The organism is Allobosea sp. P4_E12 (assembly GCF_056401655.1).
On the sequence record NZ_JBFUIY010000004.1, the window covers coordinates 339,039 to 354,063 of the forward strand.

The 15,025-nt window shown below is 63.6% G+C and carries 15 protein-coding genes; 8 read left to right on the forward strand and 7 right to left on the reverse strand.

All coding sequences use genetic code 11. The features are described 5' to 3' along the window. Positions 1-40 precede the first annotated feature (40 nt). From mnmE to AC1DW9_RS07210, 5 genes are all read left to right on the forward strand, one after another. Complete coding sequence (mnmE, locus tag AC1DW9_RS07190) at positions 41-1,357, forward strand: tRNA uridine-5-carboxymethylaminomethyl(34) synthesis GTPase MnmE (RefSeq protein ID WP_441492042.1); 1,317 nt, start codon at positions 41-43, stop codon at positions 1,355-1,357. Positions 1,358-1,449: 92 nt separating this feature from the next. After that, positions 1,450-3,339 (forward strand): tRNA uridine-5-carboxymethylaminomethyl(34) synthesis enzyme MnmG, encoded by a 1,890-nt coding sequence (gene mnmG / locus AC1DW9_RS07195; protein WP_441505110.1) that lies wholly within the window; start codon positions 1,450-1,452, stop codon positions 3,337-3,339. Between the two features lie 3 nt (positions 3,340-3,342). Further along, positions 3,343-3,990 carry a 16S rRNA (guanine(527)-N(7))-methyltransferase RsmG gene (gene rsmG / locus AC1DW9_RS07200; protein ID WP_441492044.1) on the forward strand — a complete coding sequence of 216 codons (648 nt, stop codon included), beginning with the start codon at positions 3,343-3,345 and terminating at the stop codon, positions 3,988-3,990. Continuing rightward, the gene (locus AC1DW9_RS07205) at positions 3,987-4,820 is read left to right on the forward strand and encodes a ParA family protein (protein ID WP_441505111.1); all 834 of its coding nucleotides are present in this window, start codon (positions 3,987-3,989) and stop codon (positions 4,818-4,820) included. Before rsmG ends, AC1DW9_RS07205 begins: the two co-directional genes overlap by 4 nt. 34 nt (positions 4,821-4,854) lie before the next feature. After that, positions 4,855-5,733 carry a ParB/RepB/Spo0J family partition protein gene (locus AC1DW9_RS07210; protein WP_441492045.1) on the forward strand — a complete coding sequence of 293 codons (879 nt, stop codon included), beginning with the start codon at positions 4,855-4,857 and terminating at the stop codon, positions 5,731-5,733. Positions 5,734-5,755: 22 nt separating this feature from the next. Here the strand turns inward: AC1DW9_RS07210 and holA are convergent, their stop codons facing one another. From holA to leuS, 3 genes are read right to left on the reverse strand one after another with little or no spacing between them, the layout of a single operon-like run. Next, positions 5,756-6,787: a DNA polymerase III subunit delta gene (gene holA / locus AC1DW9_RS07215; RefSeq protein WP_441505112.1), complete on the reverse strand. Its 1,032-nt coding sequence runs from the start codon at positions 6,785-6,787 to the stop codon at positions 5,756-5,758. 15 nt (positions 6,788-6,802) lie between these two features. After that, complete coding sequence (locus AC1DW9_RS07220; protein WP_441492047.1) at positions 6,803-7,369, reverse strand: hypothetical protein; 567 nt, start codon at positions 7,367-7,369, stop codon at positions 6,803-6,805. Next, entirely contained in the window at positions 7,356-9,980 is a 2,625-nt protein-coding gene (gene leuS, locus AC1DW9_RS07225; RefSeq protein WP_441492048.1) for a leucine--tRNA ligase, read from the reverse strand. The genes AC1DW9_RS07220 and leuS overlap by 14 nt, the downstream gene beginning before the upstream one ends. A gap of 204 nt (positions 9,981-10,184) precedes the next feature. Here leuS and AC1DW9_RS07230 point away from each other — a divergent pair, with 204 nt between their 5' ends. Next, positions 10,185-10,850: a YggS family pyridoxal phosphate-dependent enzyme gene (locus AC1DW9_RS07230; RefSeq protein ID WP_441492049.1), complete on the forward strand. Its 666-nt coding sequence runs from the start codon at positions 10,185-10,187 to the stop codon at positions 10,848-10,850. A 90-nt stretch (positions 10,851-10,940) separates the two neighbouring features. On the opposite strand, the gene AC1DW9_RS07235 is transcribed toward AC1DW9_RS07230, so the two are convergent. Continuing rightward, complete coding sequence (locus AC1DW9_RS07235; RefSeq protein WP_476775124.1) at positions 10,941-11,510, reverse strand: L,D-transpeptidase family protein; 570 nt, start codon at positions 11,508-11,510, stop codon at positions 10,941-10,943. 81 nt (positions 11,511-11,591) lie between these two features. Between AC1DW9_RS07235 and AC1DW9_RS07240 the strand changes: the two genes are divergently transcribed. Together AC1DW9_RS07240 and AC1DW9_RS07245 are read left to right on the forward strand one after the other, a co-directional pair. Then, positions 11,592-12,278, forward strand: coding sequence for a response regulator transcription factor (locus AC1DW9_RS07240; protein WP_069882335.1), 687 nt, complete (start codon positions 11,592-11,594; stop codon positions 12,276-12,278). A gap of 6 nt (positions 12,279-12,284) precedes the next feature. After that, positions 12,285-12,749, forward strand: a complete 465-nt coding sequence (locus AC1DW9_RS07245; protein WP_476775125.1) for a cyclic nucleotide-binding domain-containing protein — start codon at positions 12,285-12,287, stop codon at positions 12,747-12,749. A 9-nt stretch (positions 12,750-12,758) separates the two neighbouring features. Here AC1DW9_RS07245 and xth read toward each other — a convergent pair whose 3' ends face one another. The 3 genes from xth to AC1DW9_RS07260 all read right to left on the reverse strand — a co-directional run. Next, positions 12,759-13,574 (reverse strand): exodeoxyribonuclease III, encoded by an 816-nt coding sequence (gene xth / locus AC1DW9_RS07250; RefSeq protein ID WP_441492052.1) that lies wholly within the window; start codon positions 13,572-13,574, stop codon positions 12,759-12,761. A 155-nt stretch (positions 13,575-13,729) separates the two neighbouring features. Next, complete coding sequence (locus AC1DW9_RS07255) at positions 13,730-14,560, reverse strand: LolA family protein (RefSeq protein ID WP_441492053.1); 831 nt, start codon at positions 14,558-14,560, stop codon at positions 13,730-13,732. Positions 14,561-14,738: 178 nt separating this feature from the next. Continuing rightward, positions 14,739-15,025 (reverse strand): DNA translocase FtsK (locus tag AC1DW9_RS07260; protein ID WP_476855060.1); only part of this gene is annotated, 287 nt, incomplete at its 5' end.

Consider the following 15,025-nt stretch of genomic DNA (forward strand, 5'->3'; position numbering starts at 1 on the left):
CCCAGGCGGATCAGCGTCGCAACGGAAAGATGTGCTGCCTATGACGACCGGACAGGATTACCCAACGATTGTGGCGCTATCGTCGGCCAATGGCCGCGCCGGGGTGGCTGTCCTGCGGGTGTCCGGGCCGCAAGTTCGATTCGTCCTCGAAACAATTTCGGGCGTTATCCCCAACCCGCGGCATGCGGTGCTTCGACACCTGCGCCACCCCGTCTCCCACGAGGTGATCGATTCGGCTCTGGTCCTGTTCTTCCCGGGACCAGCGAGCTTCACCGGCGAGGATGTCGCCGAGTTCCATGTCCATGGTTCGCGTGCGGTGATGGCGGCCCTGCTCTCGGCATTGACCGGGCTACCAGGGCTTCGATTGGCGGAGGCCGGCGAATTCACCCGGCGGGCCTTTGAGGCGGGAAAGCTGGATCTTGCAGCGGTCGAGGGCCTGGCTGACCTGATCGATTCGGAGACGGAATGGCAGCGTCGACAGGCGCTCCGGCAGATGGAGGGAGCGCTTGGTCATGCGGCCGGGCTGTGGCGAGATCAGTTGATCGGCGCCATGTCGCTGTTGGAGGCCGAGATCGATTTCTCGGATGAAGGCGATGTTTCCGGAGCGCTTGTGGAGAACGCCATTGTGTCCGTCACGGACGTGCTGACGAGCCTGCGCGATGCCCTTGGATCGTTTCGGATGGGCGAGCGCGTTCGTGAGGGATTTGTCGTCGTGCTGGCGGGACCGCCCAATGCGGGAAAGTCGAGTCTGCTGAACGCCCTCGCCCGCCGCGACGTGGCGATCGTCTCGCCGCAACCTGGTACGACCCGCGACATGATTGAGGTCCGGCTTGATCTCGCCGGTTTCCCGGTGACGTTGATCGATACGGCGGGTTTGCGCGAGAGTGTCGATCCGATCGAGGCAGAGGGTGTCCGCCGGGCGACGGCTCTGGCCGAGAAGGCGGATCTGGTGCTGAGACTTCGTGCAGTCGATTCGTCTCCGAACCGAGCGTCCGTTGAACCGCAGGATCTGATGGTTGCCACCAAGTGCGACTTGCCCGGGCAAGTTGGCGCCGGTGAACTGGCGGTCTCCGTGCAAAGCGGTGTCGGACTCGATACGCTGTTGAGGAGCGTTTCGGAGCGGCTCGGTGCGCTGACCAATCCAGAGCCCGCATTGCTGACCCGCGAGCGACAGCGCGTAGCGGTTACGGACGCGGTGGCGGCTCTGCAGCGGGCAGCGGGTTCCGGGCACGGACAGGTCGAGCTGCTGGCTGAAGACATCAGGATCGCCGTGCGCGCGCTCGAACGGCTCGTGGGGCGGATCGACGTCGAGGATGTGCTGGACCGCCTGTTTGCAGGCTTCTGCATCGGAAAGTAGAGAACCCGCTGCGCGGCGTTTCACGTGAAACCTTCAGCTGAGAGATCACAAGAATCTTGACCCTCGGCACGGGGTTGGCTAGCGACATGCGCATGTCCCATTCCATTGCCACAGATCGCTATGACGTCATCGTCGTAGGTGGCGGCCATGCCGGCGCCGAGGCGGCGGCCGCTGCTGCGCGTCTTGGCGCGCGCACGGCGCTGTTGACCCATCAGCGCGAGACGATTGGTGTGATGTCCTGCAATCCTGCGATCGGCGGATTGGGCAAGGGCCATCTGGTGCGTGAGATCGATGCGCTCGACGGTATCATGGCCCGCGCAGCTGACCGTGCTGGCATCCAGTTCCGGATGCTGAACCGCCGCAAGGGCCCGGCCGTTCGCGGCCCGCGCGCGCAGGCAGACCGGAAACTCTATCGGAGTGCGGTTCAGGATTTGCTCGCCGAGCTTGAGCATCTCGAGATCGTGGTCGGTGAGGCCTTTGACCTCGATATAGTGAATGGCGCGGTTCAAGGCGTCATTCTGTCCGACGGGCGTCGATTCGCTTGCGGAACGGTTGTCCTGACGACTGGTACCTTTCTGCGTGGATTGATCCATATCGGCGAGAAGACAATTCCGGCAGGACGCGTTGGGGAAGCCCCGTCGCTTGGTCTATCGGCCACGCTGGAGCGTCACGCGCTTCCGCTTGGTCGCCTCAAGACGGGTACGCCACCACGGCTGGATGGGCGCACGATCGCCTGGTCCACGCTGGAGATGCAAGCCGGCGACGAGCCGCCGGAGCCGTTCTCCGCGCTGACCGATGCGATCACGACGCCTCAGATTTCCTGCGGCATTACCCGCACTACGCTGGCTTCGCACGAACTGATCCGCGCCAACCTCCATCGGGCGCCGATGTTTTCGGGCCAGATCGAGGGCCGAGGACCACGCTACTGCCCATCGATCGAGGATAAGGTCGGCCGGTTCGGGGATCGCGACGGCCACCAGATCTTTCTGGAGCCGGAGGGGCTCGATGATCCCACCGTCTATCCCAACGGTATCTCGACCTCCTTGCCGGAAGATGTGCAGCTCGGCTTGCTGAAGACGATTCCTGGGCTTGAAGATGCAGCCATGCTGCGTCCTGGCTATGCGATCGAGTATGATTTCGTCGATCCGCGCGCCTTGAAGAACTCGCTCGAAACGCGCGCGATCGCCGGTCTGTTTCTCGCGGGCCAGATCAACGGAACGACCGGTTATGAGGAGGCGGCTGCCCAGGGGCTCTTTGCGGGCCTCAATGCGGCGCGGCGTGCCGGTGGTGCAGAGCCGATCGCGATGGATCGGACGACCTCCTATATCGGCGTACTGGTTGATGACCTCGTGACGCGTGGGGTGACAGAGCCATATCGGATGTTCACGTCGCGTGCAGAGTTCCGGCTGTCATTGCGTGTCGATAACGCCGACGAGCGGCTGACCCCGTTGGGTATCGAGCTCGGCTTGGTCGGAGGCGAGCGTGAACGCCGGTTTCAGGCCAAGGCCGCGCAAATCGACGGTTTGCGGGTGCAATTGAAGAACCTCCGGCTGACACCGCAACAGGCCGACCAGGTCGGCCTGCAATTGAACCGCGATGGCGTGCGTCGGAGCGCTTATCAACTCCTCTCTTATCCAGACATCAGCTTCGAGCAGCTGGCAGCGATTTGGCCGGAGCTCAACGCCCACCCGGCCTCCGTTGCGTCGCGCGTTACTGCGGATGCGACTTATGCTGTCTATCTCGACCGACAGGCTGCCGAGATCGGGGCCTATCAGCGTGACCAAGCTCTGGAGGTCCCGGCCGATCTCGACCTTGATGGTATTTCCGGGCTCTCGAATGAATTGAGAGCGAAGCTGTCGCAGCAGCGCCCGGCCAATCTCGCGCAAGCATCACGGATCGAAGGCATGACTCCTGCTGCACTGACCTTACTGGCGGCCCATGCGCGGCGGGATCGCAAGCGCGCGACGCAAACGGCGGCCTGAGTCGTGGCTGTTGACAATGATGACCGCGCCCGCGCTCTGCGCTTGACTCCTGTTTCACGTGAAACACAGGAGCGGCTCGCGCTGCTGGTCGCAGAGCTGGTCAAGTGGCAAAATGCGAAGAACCTGGTCTCTTCGACGACGCTTTCGGATGTCTGGACGCGGCACGTCGCTGATTCGCTCCAGCTCTTCGCATTGGCGCCTGACGCCAGAACCTGGCTCGATCTCGGCTCAGGCGGTGGATTTCCCGGACTTGTGATCGGGATCTGTCTTGCCGAACAGGGGCAAGGCCGAATCCATCTGGTCGAGAGCAATGCGCGCAAATGCGCCTTTTTGCGCCACGCGGCCCGGGTGACCGGTGCGCCTGTGACGGTTCATGCCTCGCGGATCGAGGATATCGTTGGGGAGTTCACAGAAAAAGTCGACGTCGTGACGGCCCGGGCGCTCGCACCGCTCCCGATTCTGCTAGGATGGTGCAAGGAGTTGTTGAGAACCGGGACACTTGGGCTCTTTCCCAAGGGACAATATCTAGATGCTGAATTGACCGAAGCGTCTAAATATTGGAAGATTCAGGCCTCGACAGTTGTCTCCGTGACAGATCCGGCAGCTCGCATTCTGTTGATTCGCGAGGCCGAGCAGCGGGCTGATACATGACCGATCTGACTCCCATTACCCTTCCCCCCCGCCGGCCACGTGTGCTGGTGCTCGCCAATCAGAAGGGCGGCGTCGGCAAGACGACGACGGCCATCAATCTCGGCACGGCGCTCGCCGCGATCGGTGAGAAGGTGATGATCGTCGATCTCGATCCGCAGGGGAATGCCTCGACCGGGCTCGGCGTTGACCGGAAGAGCCGGCAATCCTCGACCTATGATGTGCTCTGCGGCGATATCGGCCTTGGTCAGGCGCTGCAGGAAACCGCTGTACCTGGTTTGTTCATCGCGCCGTCGACGCTCGATCTGCTTGGTGTCGAGCTCGAGATCGCCAGTGCCAAGGATCGCACCCAGCGCCTCAAGAAGGCGATCGACGAAATTTCCGACGATCAGCGCTGTGCGGACCTGACCTATATTCTGATCGACTGCCCGCCTTCGCTCAGCCTGATCACCATCAATGCGATGACGGCAGCCGACGCCGTGCTTGTGCCGCTGCAATGCGAGTTCTTCGCGCTGGAGGGCCTCAGCCAGCTGCTCAAGACGGTCGAGCAGGTTCGCAATGGGCTCAATCCGCGCCTGATCATTCAGGGCGTGGTCCTGACCATGTTCGACCCGCGCAACAATCTCTCCGGTCAGGTCATGGCCGACGTTCGCGAGTTTTTGGGCGACAAGGTCTATGAGACCGTGATCCCGCGCAATGTCCGGGTTTCGGAAGCCCCGTCCTACGGCAAGCCCGCCCTGCTCTACGATCTCCGCTGTGCCGGCTCGCAGGCCTATTTGCGGCTGGCATCCGAAGTCATCAGGCGGGAGCGTGCGCTGCGCGCCGCTGCCTGAACTCATTTCGTATTTAGTATCAAGAGGTTGAATTATGGCCGAGGAACAGGGACGTTCACGTCTTGGCCGGGGTCTCGCCGCTCTGATTGGAGATGTCGGCGACGAGATCGGAGCGCTCGAGCGTGCCAGAGGCCAGCGTCGGGTTCCAGTCGAGTTCCTGCGGCCGAGCGCGCGGAATCCGCGGCGCAGTTTCGCGGATGACGAGCTCGAGGATCTGACGGCTTCCGTGCGCGAGCGCGGGATCCTGCAGCCGATCATCGTGCGCCCGCTCAAGGGCATGGCCGACGCCTATGAGATCATCGCCGGCGAACGGCGTTGGCGTGCCGCGCAGCGCGCCGGCCTGCATGAGGTTCCCGTCATCCAGGTCGAGGCTGACGACCGCGAGGCGCTGGAAATCGCCATCGTCGAGAACGTCCAGCGCAGTGACCTGAACGCGATCGAAGAGGCCGCCGGGTACGAGCGCCTGATTGCCGAATTCAGCTATACCCAGAACGATCTGGCCCGCGTCATCGGCAAGAGCCGAAGCCATGTCGCGAATACGCTGCGCCTTTCAAAACTGCCGGAGCCTGTCCGGCGGATGGTGGCTGAGGGCGCCGTTTCGGCGGGCCACGCGCGCGCGCTGCTCTCGGTCGCGGATCCTGAGCTGATGGCGCGCAAGATCGTCGATGAGGGCCTCAGCGTCCGCGACATCGAACGGTTGGTGCAGGAAGAGGCGCGGGGTGAGAGCAGGAGCTCCCCTGGCAAGCCGAAACTCGACAAGGATCCGGACACCCGCGCGTTGGAAAAGGCGCTCGAGGAGGTTCTCGGGCTATCAGTGTCGATCCAGCACCGTCCGAGCGGCGGAGGCGACATGAAGATCGGCTACAAGACGCTCGATCAGCTCGATGCCCTGTGTCGGCGCCTGAAAGCCTGATCAGGCCCCTTGCGCTTACTCGCTAGGAACCGCGCCCGCCGCTCTGTGCCAGCCGGGCGAGGGTCCAAAGGGTGCGTGCAGCGGTTGGACGGGCGAGTTCGCCATCGCGCCTGACCGCAAGAGTTGCGGTTCCCAGAATGCCGACCGCTTCGGTGAGCTTCTGCACGGACCATACGTTCAACGCCGCTTCAGCGGCCGCCATGCGGGGAAAGGGCAGCCGCATGCTGGAGACCGCGTCCCGGGCGCTGCGGCCGCCATCGACGCTCTGACGGGCTTTCAGCAGCGTCAGGGCGTGGCGTAGCAAGCCGCCAAGCATCACCCCGGAATCGAGGCCTTCGCTCGACAGCTTCGCGAGCGCCAGATCGAGCACGGCCAGACGGCCGGCGAAGACCGCATCGACGAGCGCAGCCTGCTCGCGTTGTGCCGTATCGCCGACGACCGCCTCGATATGCGCTTCGGTGACGGCTGGATCTGCGCCAACATAGAGCAGAAGCTTTTCGATCTCGCGGCGCGATGTCTGGCGATCGCCGCCCAATAGCCCGGACAGCTGTTCGCGCGTGGTGCGGTCGATCGATTTGCCGGCAGCCCGGACCATTTCATCGATGATACTACCAAGATCGCGCGCCGCATCGCCGTAGCAGGGCACGGCGAGGGCCGTTCGTGCCTTCTCACAGGCCTGGCGCAGGGGATTGGTGCGTTGGAGATCACCCGCTTCGACGATGACGATCGCGTCCTGCGATGGCGTTGACAGCAGCGGCTCGACCGCCGCGAGCAGCAGCTTCGATGTCGGTGACACGCGAATGGCACGCCGGCCGCCGAACAGGCCGATCGTATTGGCTTCGTCTACCAGCTTGAGGGGATCGGCAGCGACATCATCGCCATCCATGCGAATGAGCTGAAAGGCATCGTTGATATCGTCGACGCTGGCGCGTGCGAGCGCTGTCGCCCGCTCGGAGACAAGGCCGGAATCGGGTCCATAGATCAGGATGAGGCGCCAGGCCGGGTCCAGCTTGGTCAGGGCCCGGTCGGCCTCATGCGCCTTGATGGCGACCATTGCCTGTCGTCCGGCTCAGCCGCCGACGAGATCGGCGGCGATCTGCCCTTGGATCAGGGTTGCCAGCGACTTGCCGGCTCGAATCTGGGCATCTCGTGCTGCGCGGACCGTGGAAAAACGCTGCTGGGAGCGTTCATAGGGCGCGCGCGTTATGGTCGTGCCGGAGGATACGACCTCTCCTGTACCTTCCCGGACGAGCGACCAGGTGGCTGTCGCGACGAGAACGGCGGAGTCGGCGCGGCCACTGACGTAGTCGACGGTGACGACTTCGATCGATTCCCGGATCGAGGCCTGGAGCTTCAGGCGCTTCGGACCAGTGGCCTCTCCGGCTCCGCCGCCGTCGAGTTCGAAGACGAGTTCGTTCCGCAGGTAATGCCCGACCAGGCCCTTGATCTCGGGGACCTCGATATTCCTGAGCGCCGCCTTGACGCTGCCGCCGACGGTGCTGGTGGTATTCTCGGCATAGAGCGGGCGCAGGCACCCACCAGCAAGCGCGGCGGCGCCGAGTGCGGCGGCCAGCATGAGGCGGCGGGTAGGCACACCGCGACCAGGTCGGCAGCGGTGCGAATCAGACGACGACATTCACAATTCTCCCCGGCACCACGATGATCTTCCGGATCGGGCGATCGTCCAGGGCTTTGATGACGGCCTGGGATGACCGAACGATGGCTTCGACGGAGACCGTATCCGCATCGGCCGGCACGGTCACCTCTGCGCGCTTCTTGCCGTTGATCTGGACCGGCAGCGTGACGCTGTCGTCACGGAGCAGTTCGGCGTCAGCCACCGGCCAGGAGGCTTCGCCAACGAGGCCGGGTTGGCCGAGCGCGTGCCAGCACTCCTCGGCAAGATGCGGCATCATCGGCGCGACAAGCTGCGTGACGATGGCGGCCGCCTCGTGCAGCGCAAACGCCATATCGCTGGCAAGCGCGGGATCCTCGGCAGCTCCGTCGAGCGCCTTCGCGATGGCGTTTGTCAGCGTGTAGATATGAGCGACGCACCGGTTGAAGCCGAGGCGCTCGATATCGGCGCCGACGGCGTGCAGGGCACGATGGCTGGCCTTGCGCAAGGTGAGGGCCGCCTCACCGAATTCCGCGGCAGCACCCGCTGAATTGCCGGTCCGCTCGGCGATCTCGCCGATCAGCCGCCATAGGCGCTGCACGAAGCGGGCTGCGCCCTGAACGCCTTCGTCCGTCCAGATCACATCGCGATCCGGTGGCGAGTCCGAAAGCATGAACCAGCGGGCGGTGTCGGCGCCGTAGGAGGCGATGATGTCGTCGGGGTCGACCACATTCTTCTTCGACTTCGACATCTTCTCGATGGAGCCGATCTCGATTGGCGCCCCGGTCTCGACATGGAAGCCACGACGCTCGCTGCCATTGGCCTCGATACGGACATCGCCGGGCTCGACCCAGGTTCCATCCTCGGCTCGGTAGGTCTCATGGACCACCATGCCCTGGGTGAAGAGGCCAGCAAAAGGCTCGTCCAACCCGGCATGGCCGGTTGCCTTCATCGCGCGGGTGAAGAAGCGCGAATAGAGCAGGTGCAGGATCGCATGCTCGACGCCGCCGATATACTGGTCAACGGGAAGGAAGCGGTCGACGACCTTGCGATCGGTCGGGCTCTCGGTGCGCCAGGGATCGGTGAAACGGGCAAAATACCACGAGGAATCGACGAAGGTATCCATCGTGTCGGTTTCACGACGGGCCGGCTTGCCGCAATTGGGGCAGGCGACATGCTTCCAGCTCGGATGATGGTCGAGCGGGTTGCCGGGCTTCTCGAAGGAGACGTCATCCGGCAGCTTGACCGGCAGGTCGGCATCCGGGACCGGCACGGTACCGCAATCGGCACAGTGGATGATCGGGATCGGGCAGCCCCAGTAGCGCTGGCGCGAGATGCCCCAATCGCGCAGACGGAAATTCACCTTGCGCGTGCCAACGGGCTGATTGCCGCGTGTCTCGCTCTCCAGCCGGCGGGCCACCTCTTCTTTCGCTTCCGGAATGGTCATGCCATCCAGGAAACGCGAATTGATCATGCGGCCATCCTCGACATAGGCCGTGTCCGTGATGACGAAGCTTTCGGGGTCGACACCCTCGGGGCAGACGACCGGGGTGTTGCCGAGCCCGTATTTGTTGACGAAGTCGAGGTCGCGCTGGTCATGGGCCGGGCAGCCGAAAATGGCACCGGTGCCGTATTCCATGAGGATGAAGTTCGCGACATAGACCGGCAAAGTCCATGATGGATCAAAGGGATGGACCGCGCGCAGGCCGGTATCGAAGCCGAGCTTCTCGGCCTTGTCGATCGCTTCCTGCGCCGTGCCGGTGCGCTTGCACTCCTCGATGAAGGCCTGCAGTTCCGGGTTCCTGGCTGCGGCGGCCTTGGCCAGCGGGTGATCGGGCGCGATCGCCATGAACTTCGCGCCGAACAGCGTGTCCGGGCGTGTCGTATAGATCTCCAAGTCGGATTGGCCGAAGGCATTCGATTCGAGTGCGAAACGAATCAGCAGCCCTTCCGAGCGGCCGATCCAGTTCTTCTGCATCAGCCGCACCTTCTCCGGCCAGCGCGTCAGCCCTTCCAGGGCGTCATGCAGTTCCTGACCGTAATCGGTGATCTTGAAGAACCACTGGGTCAGCTCGCGAATCTCGACGAGAGCGCCGGAGCGCCAGCCACGGCCGTCGATGACCTGCTCATTGGCGAGCACGGTCTCGTCGACTGGATCCCAGTTGACCTTGGCGGTCTTGCGATCGACCAGCCCGGACTTGAGGAAGTCCAGGAACATCTTCTGCTGGTGGCGATAATAGCTCGGGTCGCAGGTAGCGAGTTCGCGGCTCCAATCCAGCGACAGCCCCATCGACTGGAGCTGCGTGCGCATCGTCGCGATGTTGGCGTAGGTCCATTCGCGCGGATGGATCTTGTTGGCCTTGGCAGCGTTCTCGGCCGGCAGGCCGAACGCATCCCAGCCCATCGGGTGGAGAACGGAAAAGCCCTTGGCTCGCTTGTAGCGCGCAACGACGTCGCCCATCGCATAGTTGCGAACATGGCCCATATGGATGCGCCCCGACGGATAGGGGAACATCTCGAGCACGTAGTAGCTCGGGCGCGTATCGTCATTGCGTGTCTCGAAGAGCTTGCGCTCATTCCAGACCTGACGCCATTTCGGCTCGGATTCCTTGGGATTGTAACGTTCGACGGCCATGATGCGCGGGCAATTCTTGGATAAGCGGAGCCTGCCGGCCGCTCCCTAGGAAATCGCTGGGCGCTTTCAGAGGAAACAGAAGGCCGTTTCCGCAGTTAGAGCGGGATTCGGGCGGAAAACCGGTTCCGGCTTTTCCACATCATGTTCTAGGACACCATTGCACGCACGCGGTCAACGTCGCGCGCGAGATGGAAGGGTTTCACGATGAACGATACGGTTACGCGGCTGGCCGCCACGCAAGCGGCGATTGCACGCGCCGCGCGTGATTTCGAGCGCCGCCCAGCAGATGTGACGCTGATCGCCGTTTCGAAGACCATGCCGGAGGAGGCGATCCTTCCTGCCCTGGAAGCAGGACAGCGCGTCTTCGGCGAGAACTACGTCCAGGAGGCCAAGGCGAAATGGCCGGGCCTGCGCGAGCGCTTTCCCGATGTCGAACTGCACATGATCGGCCCGCTGCAGTCGAACAAGGCACGGGACGCGGTCGCCCTGTTCGATGCGATCCATACGCTCGACCGGGAGGGCCTGGCGAAGGAACTTGCCCGCGAGATCGCGAGGGCCGGCCGGGCACCGAAACTCTTCGTGCAGGTGAATACTGGCGAGGAACCGCAGAAGGGAGGCATCAATCCGGGCGAGGCCGACGCGTTCATCGCGCTCTGCCGCACGCATCACGGTTTAGTGATCGAGGGGTTGATGTGCATTCCGCCAGCCGAGGAGCCGCCCTCGCCGCATTTCGCGCTGCTGGCCAAGATCGCTCTGCGCAACGGGATTGGCGGACTCTCGATGGGAATGAGCGCCGACTACGAGGCCGCGATCCAGCTCGGTGCTACCCATGTTCGTGTCGGTAGCGCGATCTTTGGGGCCAGGGCGTAGGGAGCTCCCTGTTTGCACGCCGGCAGCGGGTCGACCCGGCGGTAGTGCCGAGTCGACCCCAAGGCCTACTGATCGCGCTGAATGCGGATCCTACCGGATTTCCATGACGCAGCGCCGGGCGAGGCGCGGCAGCAGCTTCTCAAAAACATGCCGCTCGACAGCGACGCAACCCGCCGTCGGAGTGAAGCCAGGCCGGGCCAGGTGCCAGAAAATCGCACTTCCGCGGCCGCGAATCACCGGGGCGTCGTTCCAGCCCATTTCGACGATGACGTCGTAGAGATGGTCCTCGCGTGTAAGACGCTCCTCGGCTTCGCCGGGCGGGCGGTCGATCAGTCGATTGTAGCGCCGGTCGCTCCTATCGTCGCACCAGGCATCGCGAGGTGCGATCCTGCGCAACGGCAAGCTGGTCTGGGGGCGGGGCAAGCGGTCGGCGCGATAGAAGATGCGCCGCAGCGGCAATGTGGCGCGGGGAGTGCCGCCATCGCCTTCCCGCTTGGCGACAATGATGCCGGAGCGGCCAAGGGCACAGGGAAAACAGGCGCCGCCAGCGATCAGAAAACCCTTGCGGCGATCATGCACGGAGCGGACGATTTGCAACCGGGTTAGGCCGCGCCGCACCTCGCCTGGACCGGCACCGCCGGCTTGATCACATTTTCTCACGGATATTCCACCCCACCTGACTTGCAGTCGCGATTCAGCGGGCTCATGGTGCCGGAATCGCAAACCGTTCAAATGATTGCCATGCCCGCCGTCCATCATATTCTTCTGGTTGACGACGACCAGACGTTGCGTGACGCGCTCGCGGAGCAGCTCGCGCTTTATGACGAGTTCCGGATCTCGACGGCTGCGACGGCATCCGCCGGCGTGAAGGCCGTTCAGGCCGAACGGGTCGATCTCGCCGTCATGGATGTCGGGCTTCCCGACATGGATGGTCGCGAGGCGGTGAAGGTGATGCGCCGCAACGGCTTCAAGAGCCCGGTGATCATGCTGACCGGGCAGGGCTCGGACGCCGATACCGTGCTCGGACTGGAAGCCGGCGCCAATGATTATGTGGTGAAGCCGTTCAAGTTCGCGGTGCTGCTGGCGCGTATCCGCGCCCATTTGCGGCAGTACGAAGCGAGCGAGGATGCCGTCTTCCAGGTCGGCCCCTATACCTTTCACCCAGGATCGAAGCTGCTTGTCAGCGAGAAGGGCTCGAAGACCAAGCTCACCGAGAAAGAGACCGCGATCCTGCGCTTTCTCTATCGTGCCGGCCGCAAGCCGATTGCCCGCGAGATCCTGCTTCAGGAGGTCTGGGGCTATAATTCACAGGTCACCACCCACACGCTGGAGACCCATATCTATCGTCTGCGCCAGAAGATCGAGCCCGATCCGGCCAATGCGCGACTATTGGTGACGGATGCGGGCGGCTATCGCCTGAATCCTTGAGATTCCATGGCGCTTAACGACGACATCGCATTCCTGGCCAAACAGCCGCTGCTGGGTCTCATGGACCATGACGCCTTGCGGCTCGTGGCCTTTGCCGCCGAGAACCGCATCCTGCGCGCCGGTGATGTGCTCTTCCGCCGCAACGACGGTTCGGATGGTGCCTATCTCGTCGTCTCGGGTGCGATTGCGCTCATGAGCCGGGATGACGGCCAACCCGCCGACGAGGTGGTGGGTCCAGGCGGGTTGATCGGGGAGCTGGCGCTGTTCGCCTCGATCAAGCGGCCGGTGACGGCCGTTGCGCGCGAGCCCACGCAACTGATGAAGCTCTCGCGCAGCGTGATGCGCCGGGTGCTCGGCGAATCCCCGCAATCGGCTCAGGCGATCGCGGCTGCGATCGGAGAGAGGCTGCATGGCTTCATGGGCGAATTGTCACAGGTTCGCGATGCGCTGATCGCGATCGATCGAAGCTAGAGCGCTCGATCAGAGCTCCAATGTCACCGTGACGGGAACGTGGTCCGAGGGCCGCTCCCAACCGCGTGCTTCACGCAGGAAGGTGACGTCGCGCAGGGTCGGCTTCAATCCGTCAGAGAGCCAGATATGGTCGAGCCGGCGACCCTTGTTCGAGGCAGCCCAGTCGGCGGCACGGTAACTCCACCAGCTATAGAGCTTCTCGGGTTCGGGCCGCAGCGTGCGCGCGGCATCGCTCCAGCCAAGCTCGGTGCGCAGCGTTTCGAGCGTCGTGGTTTCGATGGGTGTATGGCTGACCACGTCGAGAAGCTGCTTATGGCTCCAGACATCGTGCTCATAGGGCGCGATATTGAGGTCGCCGAGCAGGATGCTTGGCCGGTCGGTTGGTCGTTTGGCGATTCCCCAGGCGCCGAGTTCGTCGAGAAAGGCGAGCTTGTGGGCGAACTTGTCGTTCAGGTTCGGATCCGGGATGTCGCCTCCGGCCGGAATGTAGAAATTATGGATGGCGACGCCCGCGGCAGCGCCAGCTCCCTTGTCGAGTACGACCGTCATATGGCGGGCATCATTGCGTCCGCACATCGCCATGGCGTCCTTCTCGCTGAAGGGCAGGCGTGAGACGATCGCGACGCCGTTATAGCCCTTCTGGCCGATGAAGGCCTGATGGACATAGCCGATCTTCTCGAAGGCCTTGGCGGGAAACTGCTCGTCAGGAGTCTTGGTCTCCTGCAGGCACAGTACGTCCGGCGCGGTGGTGGTCAGGAATTCCGTCACCATGCCGATGCGCAGGCGCACCGAATTGATGTTCCAGCTCGTAACGGTCAGATTCACGCAGTGGTTCCGGATCGAAAGGGAGCCGGAAACTGGGTCTTGGCAGCGGAAAAAGCAAGCCGCTCCGAAGCCTGACGGCGTTGCAGCCGCCGCCTCGTCTCGCAAGCAAGCCCGGCGCTCGAAATCGCTTGGAGGGCGGCCCCTTCAGCGCGTGCTCAGAGCATGCGCTCGTAGTTGATCACGAAATTCTTCGGATCGGGACGCCGCTGCGTATCGAGGTTGTAGAGCGAGACCGATGTCTCGTAGCCCTGGGGATCGATGACCACCCACTGCCTGAGTTCATTGGCCGCCATGTCGTAGTTCAGGGTGATCTTCGACGTGCCGCCAAGGGTCGAACGATCCTCGACGCTGACCGACAGGATGTCGCCCTTGGTGCTGACCTTGGTGATGGTCGAATCTCGGGCAAGGTCCATGCGCTCCTTGACCAGGAACTTCAGTGGCGTCTGGCCGATCGAGTAGAGATCCTGGGTCGCGAGCTTCTTGTCGCGGATCGCCACCGAGGTGCCGTCGGCGATGACTTCCATGGTCACGGGCGGCCGATACTCGAAGCGCATCTTGCCTGGGCGCTGGATATAGAGCTTGCCTTCGAAGCGGCGGCCGTCAGAGGCGAACTGGATGAAGTCGCCCTGCAAGGTCGCAAAGCCATTGAAATAGGCATTGAGACGCTCGACAGCTTCCTGCTGTGTGAGCGGGGCTGAATGCTTGCTGGTGGTCGACTTGACCGGGACGGCAGCCGGACGGGGCTGTTCGGCGGCGACCGTGGTGATGACCGGAGCGGAGGTTGCCTCCGCGGTCCGCGGCAGGCCAAGCCCCGGCGGTCGCATGGGCGGCAGCGGGATCGCGCGGGGAGCTGCCGGCTTTGCGGCCGGCGCTGCGGGTTTGGCCTGAAGATCAAGCGGCTGGGCCGCGAGCGGGCCAGACGCAATGGCGAGCCCAAGCGCGACAAAGGCGCCGAGCGAAGCCTGCATTGGCGAAACGCGTGTCATGAGCAAAGCTGCTCCGATGCTGGGGCCATATCGGCCTGGATGTTCGCGTCATTGCCTGATGCGGGCAATGACTGGAGGCGGGCGAAATGGCCCGCCGCCTCAGGTAAACGCATCAACCACCGTATGAGTTGCACTTCAGCGTGGCAATTTGAGGACCTGCCGTCTCTCTGCCGTCCGCTCAATCCTCGTCTTCCCTGGCGCGGCTGGCCTCGACGAGGATCTCTCGCTTGCCGGCGTGGTTGGCGGGGCCGACGATGCCCTCGTTCTCCATGCGCTCCATGATCGAGGCGGCGCGGTTGTAGCCGATCTGCAGGCGGCGCTGGATATACGAGGTCGAGGCCTTCTTGTCGCGCAGCACGACCGCGACCGCCTGGTCGTAGGGATCCTCGCTCTCGGCCTGGCCCATGCCGCTCTTGTCGAAGACGGCGCCGCCATCCTCGTCATCGCTGCCGGCCTCCTCCTCGG

Excerpts from the sequence above, each read along its gene's own strand:
- mnmE (WP_441492042.1), top strand. The coding sequence starts at position 41 with ATGACGACCGGACAGGATTACCCAACGATTGTGGCGCTATCGTCGGCC.
- mnmG (WP_441505110.1), top strand. The coding sequence starts at position 1,450 with ATGTCCCATTCCATTGCCACAGATCGCTATGACGTCATCGTCGTAGGT.
- AC1DW9_RS07205 (WP_441505111.1), top strand. The coding sequence starts at position 3,987 with ATGACCGATCTGACTCCCATTACCCTTCCCCCCCGCCGGCCACGTGTG.
- AC1DW9_RS07210 (WP_441492045.1), top strand. The coding sequence starts at position 4,855 with ATGGCCGAGGAACAGGGACGTTCACGTCTTGGCCGGGGTCTCGCCGCT.
- holA (WP_441505112.1), bottom strand. The coding sequence starts at position 6,787 with ATGGTCGCCATCAAGGCGCATGAGGCCGACCGGGCCCTGACCAAGCTG.
- AC1DW9_RS07220 (WP_441492047.1), bottom strand. The coding sequence starts at position 7,369 with ATGTCGTCGTCTGATTCGCACCGCTGCCGACCTGGTCGCGGTGTGCCT.
- leuS (WP_441492048.1), bottom strand. The coding sequence starts at position 9,980 with ATGGCCGTCGAACGTTACAATCCCAAGGAATCCGAGCCGAAATGGCGT.
- AC1DW9_RS07230 (WP_441492049.1), top strand. The coding sequence starts at position 10,185 with ATGAACGATACGGTTACGCGGCTGGCCGCCACGCAAGCGGCGATTGCA.
- AC1DW9_RS07240 (WP_069882335.1), top strand. The coding sequence starts at position 11,592 with ATGCCCGCCGTCCATCATATTCTTCTGGTTGACGACGACCAGACGTTG.
- AC1DW9_RS07245 (WP_476775125.1), top strand. The coding sequence starts at position 12,285 with ATGGCGCTTAACGACGACATCGCATTCCTGGCCAAACAGCCGCTGCTG.
- AC1DW9_RS07255 (WP_441492053.1), bottom strand. The coding sequence starts at position 14,560 with ATGACACGCGTTTCGCCAATGCAGGCTTCGCTCGGCGCCTTTGTCGCG.